General features: G+C 59.3%; 20 protein-coding genes. 10 read left to right on the forward strand and 10 right to left on the reverse strand.

Annotation, left to right across the window (positions count from 1 at the left end):
• Positions 1 to 79: 79 nt before the first annotated feature.
• Positions 80 to 736: an alpha/beta hydrolase gene (locus ACA068_RS05490; RefSeq protein ID WP_497308216.1), complete on the reverse strand. Its 657-nt coding sequence runs from the start codon at positions 734 to 736 to the stop codon at positions 80 to 82.
• Positions 737 to 1,204: 468 nt separating this feature from the next.
• On the opposite strand from ACA068_RS05490, the gene ACA068_RS05495 reads away from it, so the two are divergent.
• The 4 genes from ACA068_RS05495 (at position 1,205) to ACA068_RS05510 (ending at position 5,363) form a co-directional block, all read left to right on the forward strand.
• Complete coding sequence (locus ACA068_RS05495) at positions 1,205 to 2,233, forward strand: amino acid ABC transporter substrate-binding protein (protein ID WP_497308218.1); 1,029 nt, start codon at positions 1,205 to 1,207, stop codon at positions 2,231 to 2,233.
• A 65-nt stretch (positions 2,234 to 2,298) separates the two neighbouring features.
• A complete protein-coding gene (locus ACA068_RS05500) occupies positions 2,299 to 3,480 on the forward strand; it encodes an amino acid ABC transporter permease (protein ID WP_497308219.1) in 1,182 nt (393 codons plus the stop codon).
• Positions 3,481 to 3,490: 10 nt separating this feature from the next.
• The gene (locus tag ACA068_RS05505) at positions 3,491 to 4,588 is read left to right on the forward strand and encodes an amino acid ABC transporter permease (protein ID WP_497308221.1); all 1,098 of its coding nucleotides are present in this window, start codon (positions 3,491 to 3,493) and stop codon (positions 4,586 to 4,588) included.
• 10 nt (positions 4,589 to 4,598) lie between these two features.
• The gene (locus ACA068_RS05510; protein WP_007944823.1) at positions 4,599 to 5,363 is read left to right on the forward strand and encodes an amino acid ABC transporter ATP-binding protein; all 765 of its coding nucleotides are present in this window, start codon (positions 4,599 to 4,601) and stop codon (positions 5,361 to 5,363) included.
• A gap of 65 nt (positions 5,364 to 5,428) precedes the next feature.
• Here ACA068_RS05510 and ACA068_RS05515 read toward each other — a convergent pair whose 3' ends face one another.
• A complete protein-coding gene (locus ACA068_RS05515) occupies positions 5,429 to 5,917 on the reverse strand; it encodes a type II toxin-antitoxin system MqsA family antitoxin (RefSeq protein WP_497308223.1) in 489 nt (162 codons plus the stop codon).
• Positions 5,914 to 6,225 carry a type II toxin-antitoxin system MqsR family toxin gene (locus ACA068_RS05520; protein WP_497308225.1) on the reverse strand — a complete coding sequence of 104 codons (312 nt, stop codon included), beginning with the start codon at positions 6,223 to 6,225 and terminating at the stop codon, positions 5,914 to 5,916. Before ACA068_RS05520 ends, ACA068_RS05515 begins: the two co-directional genes overlap by 4 nt.
• 167 nt (positions 6,226 to 6,392) lie before the next feature.
• Here ACA068_RS05520 and ACA068_RS05525 point away from each other — a divergent pair, with 167 nt between their 5' ends.
• Both ACA068_RS05525 and ACA068_RS05530 read left to right on the forward strand, forming a co-directional pair.
• Positions 6,393 to 7,052, forward strand: coding sequence for a FadR/GntR family transcriptional regulator (locus ACA068_RS05525; protein WP_497308227.1), 660 nt, complete (start codon positions 6,393 to 6,395; stop codon positions 7,050 to 7,052).
• On the forward strand, positions 7,042 to 8,349 hold the full coding sequence (locus tag ACA068_RS05530; protein ID WP_497308229.1) for a CynX/NimT family MFS transporter: 1,308 nt from the start codon (positions 7,042 to 7,044) through the stop codon (positions 8,347 to 8,349). The genes ACA068_RS05525 and ACA068_RS05530 overlap by 11 nt, the downstream gene beginning before the upstream one ends.
• Positions 8,350 to 8,356: 7 nt before the next feature.
• Here ACA068_RS05530 and ACA068_RS05535 read toward each other — a convergent pair whose 3' ends face one another.
• The 5 genes from ACA068_RS05535 to ACA068_RS05555 form a co-directional block, all read right to left on the reverse strand.
• Positions 8,357 to 9,496 carry a DUF1120 domain-containing protein gene (locus ACA068_RS05535; RefSeq protein WP_497308231.1) on the reverse strand — a complete coding sequence of 380 codons (1,140 nt, stop codon included), beginning with the start codon at positions 9,494 to 9,496 and terminating at the stop codon, positions 8,357 to 8,359.
• A 10-nt stretch (positions 9,497 to 9,506) separates the two neighbouring features.
• Positions 9,507 to 11,972, reverse strand: coding sequence for a fimbria/pilus outer membrane usher protein (locus ACA068_RS05540; RefSeq protein ID WP_497308233.1), 2,466 nt, complete (start codon positions 11,970 to 11,972; stop codon positions 9,507 to 9,509).
• 106 nt (positions 11,973 to 12,078) lie between these two features.
• Positions 12,079 to 12,795 (reverse strand): fimbria/pilus chaperone family protein, encoded by a 717-nt coding sequence (locus ACA068_RS05545; protein WP_497308235.1) that lies wholly within the window; start codon positions 12,793 to 12,795, stop codon positions 12,079 to 12,081.
• A gap of 51 nt (positions 12,796 to 12,846) precedes the next feature.
• The gene (locus ACA068_RS05550; protein WP_497308237.1) at positions 12,847 to 13,467 is read right to left on the reverse strand and encodes a DUF1120 domain-containing protein; all 621 of its coding nucleotides are present in this window, start codon (positions 13,465 to 13,467) and stop codon (positions 12,847 to 12,849) included.
• Between the two features lie 67 nt (positions 13,468 to 13,534).
• Positions 13,535 to 14,167, reverse strand: coding sequence for a DUF1120 domain-containing protein (locus tag ACA068_RS05555; protein ID WP_497308239.1), 633 nt, complete (start codon positions 14,165 to 14,167; stop codon positions 13,535 to 13,537).
• Between the two features lie 355 nt (positions 14,168 to 14,522).
• On the opposite strand from ACA068_RS05555, the gene ACA068_RS05560 reads away from it, so the two are divergent.
• The 4 genes from ACA068_RS05560 to ACA068_RS05575 all read left to right on the forward strand — a co-directional run bounded on the left by ACA068_RS05560 (position 14,523) and on the right by ACA068_RS05575 (position 17,104).
• Complete coding sequence (locus tag ACA068_RS05560; RefSeq protein WP_497308241.1) at positions 14,523 to 15,155, forward strand: response regulator; 633 nt, start codon at positions 14,523 to 14,525, stop codon at positions 15,153 to 15,155.
• Positions 15,156 to 15,257: 102 nt separating this feature from the next.
• Entirely contained in the window at positions 15,258 to 15,728 is a 471-nt protein-coding gene (locus tag ACA068_RS05565) for a nuclear transport factor 2 family protein (RefSeq protein ID WP_497308243.1), read from the forward strand.
• A gap of 40 nt (positions 15,729 to 15,768) precedes the next feature.
• On the forward strand, positions 15,769 to 16,080 hold the full coding sequence (locus ACA068_RS05570; RefSeq protein WP_497308245.1) for a GIY-YIG nuclease family protein: 312 nt from the start codon (positions 15,769 to 15,771) through the stop codon (positions 16,078 to 16,080).
• An 88-nt stretch (positions 16,081 to 16,168) separates the two neighbouring features.
• On the forward strand, positions 16,169 to 17,104 hold the full coding sequence (locus ACA068_RS05575) for a glutathione S-transferase family protein (RefSeq protein WP_497308247.1): 936 nt from the start codon (positions 16,169 to 16,171) through the stop codon (positions 17,102 to 17,104).
• A 158-nt stretch (positions 17,105 to 17,262) separates the two neighbouring features.
• Here ACA068_RS05575 and ACA068_RS05580 read toward each other — a convergent pair whose 3' ends face one another.
• Complete coding sequence (locus ACA068_RS05580; protein ID WP_497308249.1) at positions 17,263 to 17,613, reverse strand: glutaredoxin family protein; 351 nt, start codon at positions 17,611 to 17,613, stop codon at positions 17,263 to 17,265.
• The gene (gene yejK / locus ACA068_RS05585; RefSeq protein ID WP_219095810.1) at positions 17,613 to 18,617 is read right to left on the reverse strand and encodes a nucleoid-associated protein YejK; all 1,005 of its coding nucleotides are present in this window, start codon (positions 18,615 to 18,617) and stop codon (positions 17,613 to 17,615) included. Before yejK ends, ACA068_RS05580 begins: the two co-directional genes overlap by 1 nt.
• Positions 18,618 to 18,930 lie beyond the last annotated feature (313 nt).

Genomic DNA, 18,930 nt, shown 5'->3' on the forward strand with positions numbered 1-18,930 from the left:
AATTGGTTAAGGAATATACGCCGGCCAGTGTAATGCAAGAATCGGGCGCGGCGTAGTGGGATGGATCAATGGGTAACTTTTAGCGTAAACGCTCGACCAGCCAGACGCCGATGTCGCGGATTTCTTCGGGTAACACTTCGTGGCCCATTGGGTATTCCTGCCATGTCACGGTGACACCACGCTGCTTTAAATACTCGTGAGCGGTGCGGCCCATGGAGTTTTGAACGACGTCATCGTACTGGCCATGCAAAGACAGTACGGGAATGCGTTGCTGGCTGGCGGAAAGCTCCAGTTCATCGCTGAAGGTCGGTGCATACGTCGAGAGGGCAAGTACGCCACCCAACGGTCCCTGCCATTTCAGAAACGCGGTGTGTAACGCCACCGCGCCACCTTGGGAAAAGCCTGCCAGAAAGATCCGCGAGGCGTCTATTCCGATGGCGCGCTGCACTTCGATCAATTTAACGATCCTGTCCGCCGACTCTTCCAGCTGCTCGCGATTGATCGCGCGCGCCGGGCTCATGGCCAATATGTCGTACCAGCTGGGCATCGCGTAGCCACCGTTGATGGTCACGGCGCAGGTCGGTGCCTGGGGGAGAACGAAGCGCGTAGTCAGCAGGGTTTCCTGCAACGCCTCGGCAACCGGCAGGAAGTCGTAGCGGTCGGCGCCCAGGCCGTGCAGCCATATAACGCAGGCGTCTGCGGGCTCTACGGGTTGAAGAATCAAGGGCTCGGTCATGGCTGCTCCAGTTTTGTGCGTGCGCTCTCATTGGGTGCGTGATGTGAGTGCGCGTCAGGTTGATCCGTTAATAAGATGTCGCAAGGCTACAAGTTTTGCTATTGACCTGTCCCTTAACCGCATCGGCAAGCGGTCTGGTACGGGCTTTGCTATGTGAAAGCGGTGCAACCTATCTCGCGCCTTGCGGTAACACTATCAGTGTACTGCTGGCAGCGGGATAGCAAAGAATCCGGTGATGGATGTTCGCCAGTGGCCGCTACGGGCTTCGCGAACGTGAAAGGGCTACAGCCCGTTCGGCCGATTGGTGAGAAGTGAGTTGTCCATGATGTGGATTTTCTCTTACTAGACTCATAGCTAAGGTCTTTACGTCGGTTGACCCCAAAAAAAGCCAACACGGGTCGACTACGCCTCATAAGGGTGCGACTGGACTCACGCTCCGACACAACAAGAGCAAAACTGGAGGTTTGAATGAAGATGTTGAAATCCACCCTGGCTATCGTGACTGCAGCTGCAGTGCTTGGTGTCAGCGGGTTCGCTCAGGCGGGTGCAACCCTGGATGCAGTTCAGAAGAAAGGTTTCGTACAGTGCGGTGTCAGTGACGGTCTGCCGGGCTTCTCGGTTCCGGACTCCACTGGCAAGATCATCGGTATCGATGCTGACGTCTGCCGCGCTGTGGCCGCTGCCGTTTTCGGCGATGCGACCAAGGTCAAGTTCAGCCAGTTGAACGCCAAAGAGCGCTTCACCGCGCTGCAGTCCGGCGAAATCGACGTGTTGTCGCGTAACACCACCTGGACCAGCTCCCGCGATTCGGGCATGGGTCTGGTGTTTGCCGGCGTGACTTACTACGACGGCATCGGCTTCCTGGTGAACAACAAGCTGGGCGTGAAAAGCGCTAAAGAGCTCGACGGCGCCACCATCTGCATTCAAGCCGGTACCACCACCGAGCTGAACGTTTCCGACTACTTCCGCGGTAACGGTCTGAAATACACCCCGATCACTTTCGACACCTCCGATGAAAGCGCCAAGTCGCTGGAATCGGGTCGTTGCGACGTGCTGACCTCCGACAAATCCCAGCTCTACGCACAACGCAGCAAGCTGGCGACCCCGACCGACTACGTCGTTCTGCCGGAAACCATCTCCAAGGAGCCTCTGGGCCCAGTCGTGCGTAAAGGCGACGAAGAGTGGTTCAGCATCGTGAAGTGGACCCTGTTCGCCATGGTCAACGCTGAAGAAATGGGTATCACCCAGAAAAACGTTGAAGCTGAAGCCAAATCCACCAAGAACCCGGACGTTGCTCGTCTGCTGGGCGCTGACGGTGAATACGGCAAAGACCTGAAAGTGAAGAAAGACTGGGTCGTGCAGATCGTCAAGCAAGTGGGTAACTACGGTGAAGTGTTCGAGAAAAACCTCGGCAAGGGCACTCCACTGGCCATCGACCGCGGGCTGAACGCTCTGTGGAACAACGGCGGCATTCAATACGCACCACCAGTGCGCTGATGGTTCTATCACCCGGTGGGCCAACCACCGGGTGATGTTCTGTTCCATTACATCCGGGGCACTTCATGCAAAATTCAATCGGCGCACCAAAGCAGAGGCTCAGCCTCAGCGATCCCAAAGTGCGTGCGTGGCTATTTCAGATCATCACCATTGTGGCGGTGGTCTCGATGGGCTGGTACCTGTTCGACAACACGCAAACCAACCTTCAACACCGGGGCATTACCTCCGGTTTCAGCTTTCTGGAGCGCAGTGCCGGTTTCGGCATCGCTCAACACCTGATCGACTACACCGAATCGGACAGCTATGCCCGGGTGTTTGTCATCGGCTTGCTCAACACGCTGCTGGTGACGTTCATCGGCGTGATCCTGGCGACGATCCTCGGGTTCATCGTCGGTGTGTCACGGCTGTCGAAGAACTGGATCATTGCCAAGCTGGCGACTGTTTATGTGGAAGTCTTCCGCAACATTCCGCCACTGCTGCAAATCCTGTTCTGGTACTTCGCGGTGTTCCTGACCATGCCGGGGCCACGCAACAGCCACAACTTCGGCGACACCTTCTTCGTCAGCAGCCGCGGCCTGAATATGCCGGCAGCGTTGGCTGCGGACGGTTTCTGGCCGTTTGTGGTCAGTGTCGTCGTGGCCATTGTCGCCATCGTGCTGATGAGCCGCTGGGCCAACAAGCGTTTCGAAGCGACCGGTGTGCCGTTCCACAAATTCTGGGTCGGCCTGGCGCTGTTTCTGGTGATTCCGGCGCTGGGCGCCTTGATCTTCGGCGCGCCGGTGCACTGGGAAATGCCCAAGCTGCAAGGCTTCAACTTCGTCGGTGGCTGGGTGTTGATCCCGGAACTGCTGGCGCTGACCCTGGCCCTGACCGTTTACACCGCGGCGTTCATCGCCGAGATCGTGCGTTCGGGCATCAAGTCGGTCAGCCACGGCCAGACCGAAGCGGCGCACTCGTTGGGCCTGCGCAACGGTCCGACCCTGCGCAAGGTGATCATCCCGCAAGCCCTGCGCGTGATCATTCCCCCGCTGACCAGCCAATACCTGAACCTGGCGAAGAACTCCTCGCTGGCGGCCGGTATCGGTTATCCGGAAATGGTGTCGTTGTTTGCCGGTACGGTGCTGAACCAGACCGGGCAGGCGATCGAGGTGATTGCCATCACCATGAGCGTGTACCTGGCGATCAGTATCAGCATTTCCCTGCTGATGAACTGGTACAACAAGCGCATTGCGCTGATCGAGCGGTAAGGAAAAGCGCATGAGTACTCATACTTTCAAACCTGACATGCCCCCACCGAGCAGCAGCATCGGTGTGATCGCATGGATGCGCGCCAACATGTTCTCCAGCTGGCTCAACACGCTGCTGACCCTGTTTGCGTTCTACCTCATCTACTTGGTGGTTCCACCGATCCTTGGGTGGGCGATCCTCGACGCCAACTGGGTCGGCACCTCCCAGGCCGACTGCACCAAGGAAGGCGCCTGCTGGGTGTTTATCCAGCAGCGCTTCGGCCAGTTCATGTACGGCTACTACCCTGTGGACCTGCGCTGGCGCGTGGACCTGACCGTGTGGCTGGCAGTCATCGGCGTGGCACCGTTGTTCATCTCGCGCTTCCCGCGTAAAGCGGTGTACGGGCTGAGCTTCCTGGTGCTGTACCCGATCATTGCCTGGTGCCTGTTGCATGGTGGCGTTTTCGGCCTGACCCAGGTGGCGACCAGCCAATGGGGCGGCTTGATGCTGACCCTGGTGATCGCCACCGTCGGTATTGCCGGTGCGTTGCCGCTGGGTATCGTACTGGCGCTGGGCCGTCGTTCGAACATGCCGGCGATTCGAGTGGTCTGCGTGACCTTCATCGAATTCTGGCGCGGCGTGCCGTTGATCACGGTGCTGTTCATGTCCTCGGTGATGCTGCCGTTGTTCCTGCCTGAAGGCATGAACTTCGACAAGCTGCTGCGAGCACTGATCGGCGTGATCCTGTTCCAGTCGGCCTACGTCGCCGAAGTGGTGCGTGGCGGTCTGCAAGCGATTCCCAAAGGTCAGTACGAAGCGGCCGCAGCGATGGGTCTCGGTTACTGGCGCAGCATGGGCCTGGTGATTCTGCCGCAAGCCCTGAAGCTGGTGATTCCTGGCATCGTCAACACCTTCATTGCGCTGTTCAAGGACACTAGCCTGGTGATCATCATCGGCCTGTTCGATCTGCTCAACAGCGTCAAACAAGCCGCCGCCGACCCGAAATGGTTGGGCATGGCCACCGAAGGCTATGTGTTCGCGGCCCTGGTGTTCTGGATTTTCTGTTTTGGTATGTCGCGCTATTCCATGCATCTGGAACGCAAGCTCGACACTGGCCACAAGCGTTAGGAGTTCTGTAATGAGCGAAGCAATCAAAAAGCCTGTGAGCCCTGAAGGCATTATTCAGATGCAGGGCGTGAACAAGTGGTACGGCCAGTTCCACGTGCTGAAAGACATCAACCTGAACGTCAAGCAGGGCGAGCGAATCGTCCTGTGCGGCCCGTCGGGTTCCGGCAAGTCGACGACCATTCGTTGCCTCAACCGTCTGGAAGAACACCAGCAGGGTCGCATCGTGGTCGATGGCGTGGAATTGACCAACGACCTCAAGCAGATCGAATCGGTCCGTCGTGAAGTCGGCATGGTGTTCCAGCACTTCAACCTGTTCCCGCACCTGACCATCCTGCAGAACTGCACGCTGGCACCGATGTGGGTGCGCAAGATGCCCAAGCGCCAGGCCGAAGAAATCGCCATGCATTACCTGGAGCGCGTCCGCATTCCGGAGCAGGCGCATAAATTCCCGGGGCAACTGTCCGGCGGCCAGCAACAGCGTGTGGCGATTGCCCGCGCCCTGTGCATGAAACCGAAAATCATGCTGTTCGACGAACCGACTTCGGCACTCGACCCGGAAATGGTGAAAGAGGTTCTGGACACCATGATCGGTCTGGCCGAAGACGGCATGACCATGCTCTGCGTGACCCACGAAATGGGCTTCGCCCGCACCGTGGCCAACCGCGTGATCTTCATGGACAAGGGTGAAATCGTCGAGCAGGCAGCGCCGAACGACTTCTTTGACAACCCGCAGAATGAGCGGACGAAGATGTTCTTGAGCCAGATCCTGCATTGATCGACGCTTGGCAGTGAAATAAACCCGGACAGTGTTCCGGGTTTATTTTTGTCTGGGGTTCGGGGTCAGGAGGTGAGTGCCGCTTCAAATTCCGGATGACGGGCGACCAATAGTTGTTTGAGGGCGGCACCTTCGTTCAAGACTTGAATTTCAGCCAGCAAATAGGGATGACGATCCAACAACTGCATCAGTGTGAGCAACGGTTTGGGCAAAGGCAGCTCACCACGCTCATACCGCGAAAAGGCATTGTTCCCACCGCCGGACAGCAACTTCACTGCGTTCTTTTGCGTGAGGTGGAGTTTGCGGCGGATACGCTTTATTTCAGAGCCGATCAGTTGCAAGCAGTCTGCGAGCAATTGATCGCCGGCATCCGAATAACGGTCGGCGCTGTCGGTGTCATGATCGAATTCTATTTCACCGCAGACTCTGCACTCCCAGCCTGCAAGATCGTTAACAAGTCGGGACATCTGTTTGTAATTGACGGAGAGGGTACGTCCTTCGAAGTGTCCCATTCCATCGTGAGTGCCGCAGTTGACGCATTGCTGCGTTCTCATAGATTTTTCTCCTTGAAGGAGACTACTGGATGTCCACCGCCGGGGCGGTAAGACACTTTTATGTAAATCTCCATTCCATGAAATTTCGTGTGATAAACGTCTTGCCAGACTCTGTGGTCGACATAGGTGGTCATGGATTTGAAGAGCATTCGGCGCTCCAGTTCACAGATCGCCTGGATCATTTGCCAGAGGGTGAAACCCATGTCATTGCCCGATTCGAGAGCCCGCCGGGTGAATGCCTTTTTGCCTAGCCTGACAACCTCCGCCTTGACCACCGCCAAGTCGTAATGGGGTGTGCTCTTTTCCATAAGAAACCAAAAACCCTATCCCTGAAATTACCCTTAAAGGGTAATTTTTACTAATCGAAAATCCCGCTCCATTTCCCTGCCTCTGACCTTAGGCGGTTGCCGTCCTACGTGAAGCTGACTAACATGTCAGAAAATTCATCCTATGATTGGATGAAAGGGCGAATCCTATGTCAGACATTTCACCACTCGTTAAGCGATCCCTGGTCGATCAGGCCCTGGATCAACTGCGCCAACGCATCAATGCTGGCACTTGGCAGGTCGGCCAGCGTTTGCCTACCGAGCCAGAGCTGTCCGCCGAGTTGGGCATCAGCCGCAACACCGTGCGTGAAGCCATGCGTGTATTGGCGTTTTCCGGTTTGATCGAAATCCGTCAGGGCGACGGCAGTTACTTGCGGGCGGTGATCGATCCGCTGGATACCATGAAGGCCCTGTCCCGCTGCTCCCACGAACAGGCCCGCGAGACCCGGCACATCCTTGAAGTCGAAGCTATCGGCCTCGCGGCCTTGCGCAGAACTGACGAGGACCTGGTGGCGTTGCGCGAAGCGCTGGGCGTCAGCGGCAGCCACTATCACGGCGATCTCGACAGCTACATTGCCTGCGATCTGGTGTTCCACCGCCGTCTGGTGGACGCCGCGCACAACCCGACCCTCAGCGAGCTGTATCGCTATTTCTCCAGCATCGTCGGCGCGCAATTGCGCCAGACCTTGAACATCACTCCCCGACGCCAAGAAGTGTTCGACCTTCATATCGAGCTGCTTGATGCCGTCGAACAACGCGACCCGGAACGGGCCAAAGCCCTGTCGAGGCAGTTGATCAATGAACCTTGAAACCGAGAATTCCATGTCGAGCAGCAACAGCAACATCACTCAACCCAAGCGCACAGCAGAACTCGAAGAGCTGCTGATCGACGCCGAGGCCGATGACGAAGAGGTCCAGCAGCAGCATCCAATCCTGCGTCGTCCTTGGCTGTTGCTGCTGGGTTTGATTCTGGTCGCGCTGAACCTGCGCCCGGCGTTGTCGAGCATGGCGCCGATGCTCAGCGAAGTCTCCAAGACCCTCGGCTTGTCGGCGTCCCAGGCCGGACTGCTGACAACGTTGCCGGTCCTGTGCCTCGGTTTGTTTGCTCCGCTGGCGCCCTTGCTGGCGCGACGTTTTGGCGCCGAGCGCGTGGTATTGGGCATTCTGCTGATGCTGGCCGGCGGTATCATCCTGCGCAGTTCATTCGGTGAGGTCGGCCTGTTCGCCGGCAGTGTATTGGCCGGTGCGAGCATCGGTGTGATCGGTGTGTTGTTACCGGGCATCGTCAAGCGCGACTTCCCGAAACAGGCCGGCGCCATGACCGGCGTCTACACCATGGCTCTTTGTCTGGGCGCGGCGATGGCGGCGGGTGCGACGGTGCCGTTGAGCGAACATTTCGACAAGAGCTGGGCCTTGGGCCTCGGTTTCTGGGTCGTGCCTGCGCTGGTTGCGGCGGTTTTCTGGTTACCGCAAGTCGGGCAGAAACACGGTGCACACAACGTCGCCTATCGGGTTCGCGGCCTGTTGCGTGATCCGCTGGCCTGGCAAGTCACGTTGTACATGGGGCTGCAATCATCCCTGGCGTACATCGTCTTTGGCTGGTTGCCATCGATCCTGATCGGTCGCGGCCTGACACCGACCCAGGCCGGTCTCGTGCTCTCCGGTTCGGTGATTGTGCAGTTGGCCAGTTCTCTGGCGGCGCCCTGGTTGGCGACGCGCGGCAAGGATCAGCGGCTGGCGATTGTGGTGGTCATGCTGCTGACACTCGGCGGACTGTTCGGCTGTCTCTATGCGCCGATCGAAGGCCTGTGGGGATGGGCGATCCTGCTCGGTCTGGGGCAGGGCGGTGCGTTCAGTCTTGCGTTGACCCTGATCGTGCTGCGCTCGCGCGATTCCCATGTGGCCGCCAACCTGTCGAGCATGGCCCAGGGATTCGGTTATACCCTGGCGTCCATGGGGCCATTCGCGGTCGGTATCGTGCATGACTGGACGGGCGGCTGGACCGCGCTGGGCTGGATCTTCGGCGTGATCGGTCTTGGCGCCATCATCGCCGGCCTCGGCGCCGGGCGTTCGTTGTACGTTCAGGTTGAAAGCGAAAAAGTCTGAGCCGATGTCAGAGGTAAACAATCTCGACCGTCGCCGAGCCATCGAGGTCGATGGCGCTGCTCAACTCCAGGCTGTTGGCCGGCGCGATGACCGCGTCGACAGTCACCGTGGTGCTGAGGTTCTGGATCAGCACCGGGCCAGAGTTACTGCCGGCGCCGTCGGTAAACCCCAGGTAACTTGTCTTGGCGAGGGGGATCGGGTTGGCGCTGGCGCTGTTCCAGGTCATGCCACCGGTGGTGGAGTCGGTGCGTAAAAGACGGGCGAAACGGTCGGCGCTGGCGTTAGCCGGGTCGACGTTGAGTGAATACCGGCCGATCCTGTTATTGCGGTGGTCCCTGCCGAGGCCATAGTCGATCTCGCTGCTGATGGTCGCCGTGCCATCGCGGTTGTCGTGCATGATCAGGGCGAATGAAGTGGGCGCGTCGCAGCCCACTCTTAACGTCAGAGAACGGGGAGGCAGGCGAGTGCTCTGGTCAGGGTTCAGGTCTTTTTTTGACAGCTTCCCGAAGTCGACCACGCCGCCGTTGGACAACACCGGTTCGCAGGCCGCAGGCGCGAAGCGGGCACGCAAGATCACCTCCTGGGTGCGCCCGGCAGCGACGGCGTCGAACACAGCGGAAGTTTCCCAGGTGACCGCTTCACGTACTTGCATCCCTTGGTCTTTGACCCAAGCCGTCAGCTCAAGCTGTGCCGAGAAATGTCGGCCCTGTATCGGCACGCCGGCCTGCACCGGAGTGATCCCGAACCCGGGTCGCCAAATCAGGTTGCGCGCTGATTCTGTGGGTGGCTGGCCGCTACCGCCGACCAACCCCAGATCGACCACCTGACCATCCAGTACGGCGTCGCGAATGCGCAGTTGGTAGCTGCCGCGTTCGGCAAAGTGAAAGCGGGTGGCCGTCGCGGCCATGGCTCGATAGAACAGGGTCATGTCGATGGGTTGTGAGCAGTTCAGGCTCAGGTTCAGCTGGCGTTCTCCCAGGTTCCGCTCCGGTGTTGAATCGGGGCGAATTGCCCTGTTCATCAGCCCGTAATCCAGCACCGGCTGGCTCAGGTTGAACTGGCAGTCGTCAGAGTATCCCCAGGCGGGCGAAACGAATCCGTTCAGTAACAGGGTGGGTGGCAATAGCAAATAGCGGAACAGGTTCATGGCGTTATTCTCAGAGCGCTTGGCACTTGGCGGGGGCGGTTTCGTAATACGCCTGGGTGTCGGGGGCGGCCGGCAGTTCAAACTGAAGTTCGCAGCGATCCAGCCCAGGCGCGGAGATCCACAGTGCGCGTGAGTCCAGAACGTTGGGCAGGAAAACCAGGCCACCGTCCTGCACCAGGGTGACGAACTCGCCATCTTCGGTATTCACGGCTGCACCTTTCGGCAGGGGGGCGCCGTTGGTGGTGACTTTGAGCAGCGCGCGGCGGGTCAGGCTGATGCCGAACTCGATGTTGTCCACGGCACCGCGACCGGCAGAAATCACCGCCATCCCGTTGTGGATATCGGCATTGCGCGGCAGGGTTTTGGTGTCGACCTCCACTGCGCTGCGACCATAAGCCGCCACTTGCGGGACCACGGCCTGACCTTGCCAGTCGGTCCAGACCGGGCCGCTGGGTGTTGCCACTTTGATGGCGCCTATATTGCCTACCGACAACAGCGCAAACGTGTCGCTCACTGGATAAGGCGACAGCGTCACGCCACCGCCGTGCAACACGGCGCCACCACGGGCGCTGGCCTGATAGCTGGAACGCTCGGCGTCGGCGCGGGTGTAGTTCAGGTCCAGTTGGCTGTAGCGCGGTAACAGCGAAATACCGGCAGTGGATTGCACCTGTCTGTCATGCGTGTCGTGTTCAATGCCAAGTCGGTAAGCCAGTTGATCGTTGATCTGCTCACTCAAACCCACACCGCTGCGGTATTCACCTGAGGCGCTGCGCACCCAGGAGCGCGCCCGACGGTTCTCACCCAATGGAATGCTCAGGTTCAGGTAGACGCTGTCATCGCTGCGGTCCTTGCCGCTGACCTGCCATTCGGCCGTCACGGACACAGACACCGCCTCGATGTTGCTACCCCAGGAGGCGAGCGCGCGGCTGCTGCTTTGGCCGTCGAATGAACGGGAGCGGCTGAAACCGCTGCTAAAGGCGCCTAGCCATGGGTGGGACCACGACAGGGCGGCGCTTTGCTGGTCGCGGTAAGTGGATTCATCGTTGTCCCAGGGGCTGTCGAACACCGCATCTTCCAGTTCCCGGTAGCCAAGGGTGCGGTAAGAGCCTGCGGCATTGAGCGCCCACTGTTCGCTCAAACGGTGCGATACGGTCAGGGCAGCCTGAAGTCCCTGCCGAGCAGTCTCGCCACGGGCGGCGGTGCCTGTCAGGGTGGCCTGAACCTGTGTCGCGGACGTGGGCAACAAGCCCACGCCGGCAGCCGCTGCGTGATAGTCGGCGGCACCGGTCAGGCCTGTGCTGAACAAGACTTGCGGGTGAAGTGCACCACTCCAGCCACCACTGATCACCCACGGCTCGCCGCCCTGTGTCTCGCCAGCACCGCGCACTCGGCCGGCGGCCAACGAATAACCGGGCGCCGGCAAGCCGATGCCGAGCATCGCGGCGGGGACAACATAGCTGCGTTCGCTGCCATCGGCTTCCTTGAGGGTGACCTCTACATCGGAGCGGGTGTTGAGGCGTCGCACATTGTCGAGCGCAAAGGGGCCGGCGGGCACCACGGTGGAATGAATCAGCGTACCGTTTTGGCGAACCTCGACCTGCGCCTGGCTGTTGGCAATACCTTCGATGACCGCACCTTGCCCCTCGACCTGCAGCGCTTGCTCATTCAGCACCTGCACACCGGTGATCCGGGCACCGGCCAGCACCGGGTTATAGAGGTTGATCTGACCCGCTTGCAGCACCGCCTCCTGACTGGCGAAGGTGCGCTGGGCGTAGGCCGCGACCGGTGTCGTTCGGGAAGCATCGTCCTGCCAGGTCTGCACCTGACGACTGCGCACGATCCAGTCGCCGGCATTGAAACCGAGTTCGGTGTTGGCCGAGGCGTAGCGGTTTGAACGGTCGCCGGAACGGCTGTGCAAACCGGTGACGTCGTAATTGAGCAAACCGGCCATGCCGCCTGTTTGATAGGTGGAAAAATCCCGGACGGCGGGACGTAGCGCATCGGTGGGGACGATCAACGACAGGGCAAGGCTGGCGGGGTCAGGTTCGATGACGGTCTGCGGTGAGGTGCCGAGAAAGTCGTGGCACCGACCCTCGTTCAGCAGGCGGGTCGGCACGTTCAGGTTCGCCGCATCGAGCAGGACGCGATCGAAGCACACGTCTCCTTCACGGTTGAACGTGGCATCGACCCGGCCGAGGCGCTGGCCGTTGACGGTGAGCGTGACCGGGTGCCGGCCTGCGGTGAATTGCGGTGCCTGCATCAGCGACGTCGCCAATCCCGGATCGATTCCCCGCTGCAGCAACGTGTCTTTGTCGAACGACGTTGGCAATGACACGTTTCCATGAGCGTCGAGCATCATCAGCATGTTGCTCAGCAGCATCGCCATCGTGGTCCGCCGCCACAAAAGTTCAGGGCGAGTGGCGGCCCGAATGACGGGCACGGCTTCGCCGTCACGGTAAGTTGATACTGTGTTCATCGGGTTCACTTGGAGTTATAGCGGCGCGTCGGGGTTGCGGACACGCCTGTGGCAACGGCCAACCGGCCGTCGCCCTGAAACGTCGGCGCTCATTCTCAGGTGGGTGTCAGGACCGGAGCGGCGCCTCGTAATGCTGCACCGCAAAGCCATAGACGGTCGCCGGTTGAAAGCGCACCTGAGTGGCGGCCCCTTCAGGTGCCTTGATGCTGATGCGCTCGCCCGGCAGCACGTAGGTTTTCGGCAACATCGCGTTGCCGCCGGAAGGCAGTAATTGCACTTCCTGGCTGAGGCGAACCACGTAAGGGGTGTCGTTGCGCACGGTCAGTTGACCGTCGCTCAGCGACCATTGCAGGTCGGTCCACGGCTTGCGATTGGGCGGCAGGCTTTTGGGGTGAAGGATCACCGGCAAGTTCTGGCGCACGGTCACGCCTACCCGTGCCCGGCCAGCCTCTGCGGCCGGTTTGCCTTGGGGGATGCCTTCGAAGATCACCCGCTTCAATCGCTGAGTCAGCAGGGGCTTTTCCGTTTGCAGAATGAACCGGACCAACTGGGTTTTGCCGGCTTCGACGCGTGCCAGCGGTGGCGTCACGAACACCAGGGGCTCGCTGTCCTCTGGGATGTTTTCGAGGGTGACATGCATCAATGCCAGGTTGGCATCGGTGTTGGTGACTGAAACGGACGCTTCGCCGTCGGCCTCGTTGACGATGACCACCGATGTGTTCGGAACCATGCCGTCGGCCTGGGCCGGTGCGGTCAGCAAGAAGGCGAGTGTACCGATCCCGCCAAGGAGTAGAGGGCGGGTGACAGATGAAAACAACGTCATGACGTGTCTCGTTGAGTGGTCGAATAAATAGGTGCCGGGAACACCGGCCTGTCAATAATTCAGCTGCACGGTGACTTGCCCGTCGATGGGGATTTCGTCGTTCAGCGTCAGGTCGTTCGCGCGAACGATGGTGGTAAACGCCGTGAGCCGGGCGTTCAGGTTTTTAATGGCGATCGGTGAGGTCAGGTCCGTCAGCTCCGCGAACGAGGTCAGGGCGGCATGTCCCAGGTAGGAGGAGACCCGCCAGTTGGCACCGTCGTTACGGGACATGATGGTTCTTACCGGAGCCTTATCAGCCACCGTATCAAACAGCCCGAATGCCACACTGCCAAGATTCTGATCGTCGTTGATCACGCCCAGTCCATGGTGACTGGGGTGAATAGCCGAAGAACCATCACGATTGTCGATTGTCGTCAGGGTAAACAGAGTGGCGGCTTCGCAGTTCACCTCCAGGTAAAGCGTGCCGTTTTGCAGGCTTGTGGGCTGGTCTGGATTCAGATCCTTCACCGTCAGTTTGCCGTAGCTAACGATGCCGCCGTTGGACAGGGTCGGTGTACAAGCGCCAGGGGTGATCAACCCGGTGATGCTCAACCCGGCATTGCTGGCGGCGAAAACCGCGGGTGCGCAGGTGATCAACAGGAGCGGCCAAAGCGCAAGGGAGCTTCTGTCCATGAGCGTTAATCCTTTGAATGAGCGGGCAACGCCGCATTGCTCACGCTGCCCGTTAAATGAAGTCGAGTTACAGGTACTCGATTTGCAGGGTTGCGGAGCCGTCGAGATTCACTTTGTCGGTCAGGGTCAGGTTGTTGGCGGGGGCAATCAGGGTTGTCAGTGCAATATCCACCGTCACGGTCTGAAGGAAATCGGGTGTCCAATTACTGTCGATCCGGTTGCCAAACCCGACCCAGTCCGTCGGAAAAATCGCGGAGTCAGCGTCAAGCCGACTCCAGGTGTCGCCTTTGTTTCTCGAATACATCGAGTTCACCGGGACATTGCCGACCGGGTTGATGAAGCTCAATTGGTAAGAGCCCAGTTTTTCATTCACGTTGATCAAACCCAGACCGAAGGCCGAGTTGCCCACGCTCGCTGTGTTCTTGCGGTTATCGGAGACACTGATTGCAAACTGCGCTGGTGCATCGCAGTCGATGGTGAGCTGAATGGATTGGTCCTCGAGTCGGGTGTGGGAGGTGGGCTTCAGGTCCTTTGCCGAAATCTTGTCGTAATTGACGACGCCGCCATTGGCCAGAGTAGGTGTGCAGGCCACCGGAGTGATGGTGCCCGTCACGCTCAGTTCGGTAGTGGACGCTGCGAACGCCGGCACCGCGCCGGTCAAAAGCAAAGCAGCTGTCAGGAGGGGGATGTTGTTATTCATGCGTCGGCTCTTCCTTGATGAAAGATTGTTGAGGAGTTTGCCCTGTGCAGGCAGGGCGCAATCTATCGGTCGAGGTAGCCGGGCGGAATGCAACTAATACGAAAAAGGCTGGCCGGGGGTAGGAAAGGTCATGGCGGGCTACAGATCGTCATCGTGCGAAGTGTTGTCTGTAGTCTTTTGGTGTGAGCTGCGTAGCTTTAAAACGTAGGGCGGTTCCTTTTGTTTTATCAGAGAAAGGACAGGGCCCCGGATACGTTGGGGGAGGGTGGTATTCGGTCGAGATTGGTCGTTGTGGTCGGAATAGGACGGCGTTATTTTTCGCATATTCCAGTCACCAAACAGGATAAATCCGACAATGCGCGTAATTATTGCTGACGACCATCCTGTCGTCCGCATCGGGTTACGGATGCTCATCAATCTAAGCCGGACGTGTGTGGTCGTGGGTGAGGCCGATGGCCCGGACAGCCTGTTGAGCCTTCTCTCAACCACACCGTGTGATCTGTTGATCACGGACTTCTCCATGCCGGGCAACCAACAGGCCGACGGACTGAAGATGCTGAACACGGTTCGACGTCACTACGCTTCGACGCCGATCATTCTGGTCACCATGTTTGCCAGCGTTGCGACGCTAAGAGTGGCATTCGCTCAGGGCGTGATGGCGATCGTCGCCAAGGATGCCTCGGCGACAGAGCTACCCCAGGCAATCAAGTCGGTAGGTGAGGGACGGCGTTTTATCAGCAAGTCGTTGCGTACGGCGCTGGCTCAGGCAGACATCGCGGCTCAGTCGCATTCCCCTTCGCTGTCGGCCAAAGAACATGAAGTGGTGAGAATGCTCGCCAGCGGCATGACCGTCAGTGAAATTGCGACCTACTTCAAACGCAGCGTGTCGACTATCAGCAAACAGAAAAGCATGGCGATGCAGAGGCTGGGCATCTCCACGGATGTAGACCTTTTTGCCTACGCCCGGGACAGCGGCATGGTGCATTAGGTGACGGCGCACCTCAGGGTATTCCCGCCACGAATACCGATAGTGTTCCGCGCATTTGTTGACTATCGTGCAGGCAATTCTTCAAACGTCCGGAGCCTGCCCATGAGTGATGCCAACCGCGCATTGATCACCCAGTTCTATCAAGCCTTCCAGCGGCTGGATGCCGAGGCCATGAGCGCCTGCTACACCGATGACGTGGTGTTCAGTGATCCGGCCTTCGGCGAACTGCGAGGCCGCGATGCCGGCGACATGTGGCGCATGCTCACGACTCGGGCGAAGGATTTTTCCCTGACGTTCGACAATGTTCGAGCCGAGGACCGCACCGGCGGTGCGCATTGGGTCGCGACCTATCTGTTCAGCCAGACCGGCAACACGGTGGTCAATGATATTCAGGCGCAGTTCGTGTTTCGTGACGGCAAGATCTGCGAGCACCATGACAGCTTCGATCTGTGGGCCTGGTCGCGCCAGGCGCTAGGTTTCAAGGGGCTGTTGCTGGGCTGGACGCCCGTGGTGAAAAATGCCGTTCGCGCTCAAGCCTTGAAGGGGCTGAAGGCATTCCAGGCCAGTCGCTGATAAGATCGCGGCTTGTTTCCTTTCAAGCCTTGATCGATACGTGACTACCCCCAGCGAAATCCCTGTCGACGCCGACACGCCGGTGAGCAAACCCTGGTTCGTCTACCTCGTTCGCGCGGCCAACGGTTCGCTGTACTGCGGGGTCAGCGACGATCCCGTGCGCCGCTTCGCTACCCACCAACGTGGCAAGGGCGCACGCTTCTTCCTTTCCAGCCCTGCTGTGGCTTTGGTCTACACAGAAGTCTGCCGCGACAAAGGCGAAGCACTGCGTCAGGAACGCTTGATCAAAAAACTCAGGAAAAGCGCCAAGGAATGCCTGGTCGCCAGCGCTGCCGCGGGCTTATCAACCTGACTGATAAGTGCCCATCAGGCAGATCTGTAGGCTGCCCCTGGATTGCGCGCTAAGCTGCGGGTTCCTTATCCGTGCGGCGGAGCCGAGCATGTCCGAGTTAATTCTTCATCATTACCCGACGTCCCCTTTCGCCGAAAAGGCCCGCTTGCTGCTGGGTTTCAAGGGGCTGTCCTGGCGCTCGGTGAAGATCGCGCCGATCATGCCAAAACCTGATCTGACCGCCCTGACCGGTGGCTACCGCAAGACGCCCGTATTGCAGATTGGCGCGGATATTTATTGCGACACGTCGCTGATTGCCCGTCGTCTGGAGCAGGAGAAAGCCTTGCCGGCGTTCTTCCCGGAAGGTCAGGAAATGATAGCCGCGACCTTCGCCGCCTGGGCCGATTCGGTGGTGTTCCAGCATGCCGTGAGCCTGGTATTTCAACCGGAATCGATAGCAGTGCGTTTCGCCAGCCTGCCGCCGGAAGCGATCAAGGCGTTTCTGGCTGATCGCGCCGGACTCTTCAGCGGGGGCAGCGCGACAAAGTTATCCACCGAGCAAGCCCGTCACCAATGGCCAACCCTCATGGCGCGCCTGGAGCAGCAGCTTCAGCGCGAGCGCGGAGACTTTCTGTTCGGCGAGCCGTCGATTGCCGACTTTGCGCTGGCCCATCCGATGTGGTTCCTCAAGGCCACGCCCGTGACTTCACCACTGGTGGATGCTTATCCGGCGGTGTCGGCGTGGTTGGGTCGCGTGATGGGGTTCGGGCATGGCGCGTTCAGTGAGATGGCGTCCGAGCAAGCGCTGGACGTTGCGCGACATGCCACACCGGCCGCGTTACCAGATGAGCAGTTCGATGAGCCGAATGGGTTTGAGGCTGGCCAGCAAGTGGTCATCGCGGCAACGGACTACGGCGTTGATCCGGTGGCGGGTGAGTTGCTGTTTGCGGGGAGAGAGGAGTTGATTCTGCGTCGTGACGACGAACGGTGCGGTGTGGTGCATGTGCACTTTCCGCGGTTTGGTTTCCGTATCGAAGCGAAGTAGCCTACTTCACGGATGGGTGGACTGGCTTGAACCTGTGGCGAGGGAGCTTGCTCCCGCTGGGCTGCGAAGCGGCCCCAAAAAAGGGACTGCTGCGCCCGAACGCGGACCGGTCCAACGGGAGCAAGCTCCCTCGCCACAAGGATTGTGGGCCTGATCAGCTATTTGAGGGCTGCGAGGATCGCATCGGGGTCGTACCCGCGAATCAACGTCCCGTTCACATCGATAATCGGAATCCCGCCGCCACCCAACGCCTCATAGGCCTTGCGCGCCTCGGCGTCTTTCTCGATATCGAATTCCTTGTACGGAATGCCTTTCTGATCGAGAAAGCGCCGGGTCAGTTTGCAGTAGCCACACCAATCGGTCGCGTAGAGCACGACGCTGGCCTTGGCCTGGGTTTGCTCGGACACCACTTGGCTCGGATTGAACACTCGCTCGATCTTGCCCCAGTTCTGGTAAACCACGACCACCAACAGGATCAGCAGGAATTTCTTCAGCACGCCGTTCAGCATCAGTTGCGCCGTTTCAGCTGATCAGTCAATTGAGTGGGCAGGCCCTTGATAATCAGTGTGCCGGCCTCTTCGTCGTATTCGATCTTCGAGCCCAGCAGGTGCGCTTCGAAGCTGATGGACAGACCCTCGGCGCGGCCGGTGAAGCGACGGAACTGGTTCAAGGTGCGCTTATCCGCCGGGATCTCCGGAGACAGGCCGTAATCCTTGTTGCGGATGTGATCGTAGAAGGCTTTCGGGCGCTCTTCGTCGATCAGTTCGGAGAGTTCTTCCAGGCCCATCGGCTCGCCGAGCTTGGCCTGGCTGCTGGCGTAATCGACCAGGGTCTTGGTCTTTTCGCGGGCGGACTCTTCCGGCAAATCTTCGCTTTCAACGAAATCACTGAAGGCCTTGAGCAAGGTGCGGGTTTCGCCCGGGCCATCGACGCCTTCCTGGCAACCGATAAAGTCGCGGAAATACTCCGACACCTTTTTCCCGTTCTTGCCTTTGATGAACGAAATGTACTGCCTGGATTGTTTGTTGTTCTGCCACTCGGAGACGTTGATCCGTGCCGCCAGGTGCAACTGGCCCAGATCCAGGTGTCGGGACGGGGTCACGTCCAGCTGGTCGGTCACTGCAACGCCTTCGCTGTGGTGCAGCAGGGCGATCGCCAGGTAATCGGTCATGCCCTGCTGGTAATGCGCGAACAGCACGTGGCCGCCCACAGAGAGGTTCGACTCTTCCATCAGTTTTTGCAGGTGTTCCACCGCCACCCGGCTGAACGCCGTGAAATCCTTGCCGCCCTCGAGGTATTCCTTCAGCCAGCCGCTGAACGGATGCGCCCCGGACTCGGCATGGAAGAAACCCCAGGCCTTGCCTTGTTTGGCGTTGTAGCTTTCGTTGAGGTCGGCAAGCATGTTCTCAATGGCGCTCGACTCGGCCAGTTCAGAGTCGCGGGCGTGGAGAACTGCGGGTGTGCCGTCGGGTTTTTTGTCGATCAGGTGGACGATGCAATGACGGATCGGCATGGGCTTCTCGGCTGGTTGAAGAGAGGAGGGCGTGCTCCCCCAAAAAGTGCCAAGTGTACCGCAACCACTGGTTTTGGCGCGGCTCGAAGGGTAATTCGCAGCCGTGCGACGGACCTTATGCAGTTTTTTCCCGTTTTAGAGCAATAAAGCTGACCAAATGGGTAGCTAGAGGCGGATATTTCCCCGTCTCTGTGCTAGTTTTGCCCCGTCTTACGCGAAGTCACTGCGTTAAGCGTGCATTCAGCATTTGTCAGGTCGAACCAAACCCTGATTTCGGTATCTATAACCCCGATCCCGTGGTTATTGGCCGAGG

It is taken from the genome of Pseudomonas sp. LBUM1660, from assembly GCF_059695935.1.

Coding starts and splice junctions, on each gene's coding strand:
- ACA068_RS05580 (WP_497308249.1), bottom strand. CDS start 17,613: ATGCTGAACGGCGTGCTGAAGAAATTCCTGCTGATCCTGTTGGTGGTC.
- ACA068_RS05505 (WP_497308221.1), top strand. CDS start 3,491: ATGAGTACTCATACTTTCAAACCTGACATGCCCCCACCGAGCAGCAGC.
- ACA068_RS05555 (WP_497308239.1), bottom strand. CDS start 14,167: ATGAATAACAACATCCCCCTCCTGACAGCTGCTTTGCTTTTGACCGGC.
- ACA068_RS05495 (WP_497308218.1), top strand. CDS start 1,205: ATGAAGATGTTGAAATCCACCCTGGCTATCGTGACTGCAGCTGCAGTG.
- ACA068_RS05510 (WP_007944823.1), top strand. CDS start 4,599: ATGAGCGAAGCAATCAAAAAGCCTGTGAGCCCTGAAGGCATTATTCAG.
- ACA068_RS05525 (WP_497308227.1), top strand. CDS start 6,393: ATGTCAGACATTTCACCACTCGTTAAGCGATCCCTGGTCGATCAGGCC.
- ACA068_RS05500 (WP_497308219.1), top strand. CDS start 2,299: ATGCAAAATTCAATCGGCGCACCAAAGCAGAGGCTCAGCCTCAGCGAT.
- ACA068_RS05490 (WP_497308216.1), bottom strand. CDS start 736: ATGACCGAGCCCTTGATTCTTCAACCCGTAGAGCCCGCAGACGCCTGC.
- ACA068_RS05575 (WP_497308247.1), top strand. CDS start 16,169: ATGTCCGAGTTAATTCTTCATCATTACCCGACGTCCCCTTTCGCCGAA.
- ACA068_RS05565 (WP_497308243.1), top strand. CDS start 15,258: ATGAGTGATGCCAACCGCGCATTGATCACCCAGTTCTATCAAGCCTTC.
- ACA068_RS05530 (WP_497308229.1), top strand. CDS start 7,042: ATGAACCTTGAAACCGAGAATTCCATGTCGAGCAGCAACAGCAACATC.
- ACA068_RS05535 (WP_497308231.1), bottom strand. CDS start 9,496: ATGAACCTGTTCCGCTATTTGCTATTGCCACCCACCCTGTTACTGAAC.
- ACA068_RS05550 (WP_497308237.1), bottom strand. CDS start 13,467: ATGGACAGAAGCTCCCTTGCGCTTTGGCCGCTCCTGTTGATCACCTGC.
- yejK (WP_219095810.1), bottom strand. CDS start 18,617: ATGCCGATCCGTCATTGCATCGTCCACCTGATCGACAAAAAACCCGAC.
- ACA068_RS05515 (WP_497308223.1), bottom strand. CDS start 5,917: ATGAGAACGCAGCAATGCGTCAACTGCGGCACTCACGATGGAATGGGA.
- ACA068_RS05545 (WP_497308235.1), bottom strand. CDS start 12,795: ATGACGTTGTTTTCATCTGTCACCCGCCCTCTACTCCTTGGCGGGATC.
- ACA068_RS05560 (WP_497308241.1), top strand. CDS start 14,523: ATGCGCGTAATTATTGCTGACGACCATCCTGTCGTCCGCATCGGGTTA.
- ACA068_RS05540 (WP_497308233.1), bottom strand. CDS start 11,972: ATGAACACAGTATCAACTTACCGTGACGGCGAAGCCGTGCCCGTCATT.
- ACA068_RS05520 (WP_497308225.1), bottom strand. CDS start 6,225: ATGGAAAAGAGCACACCCCATTACGACTTGGCGGTGGTCAAGGCGGAG.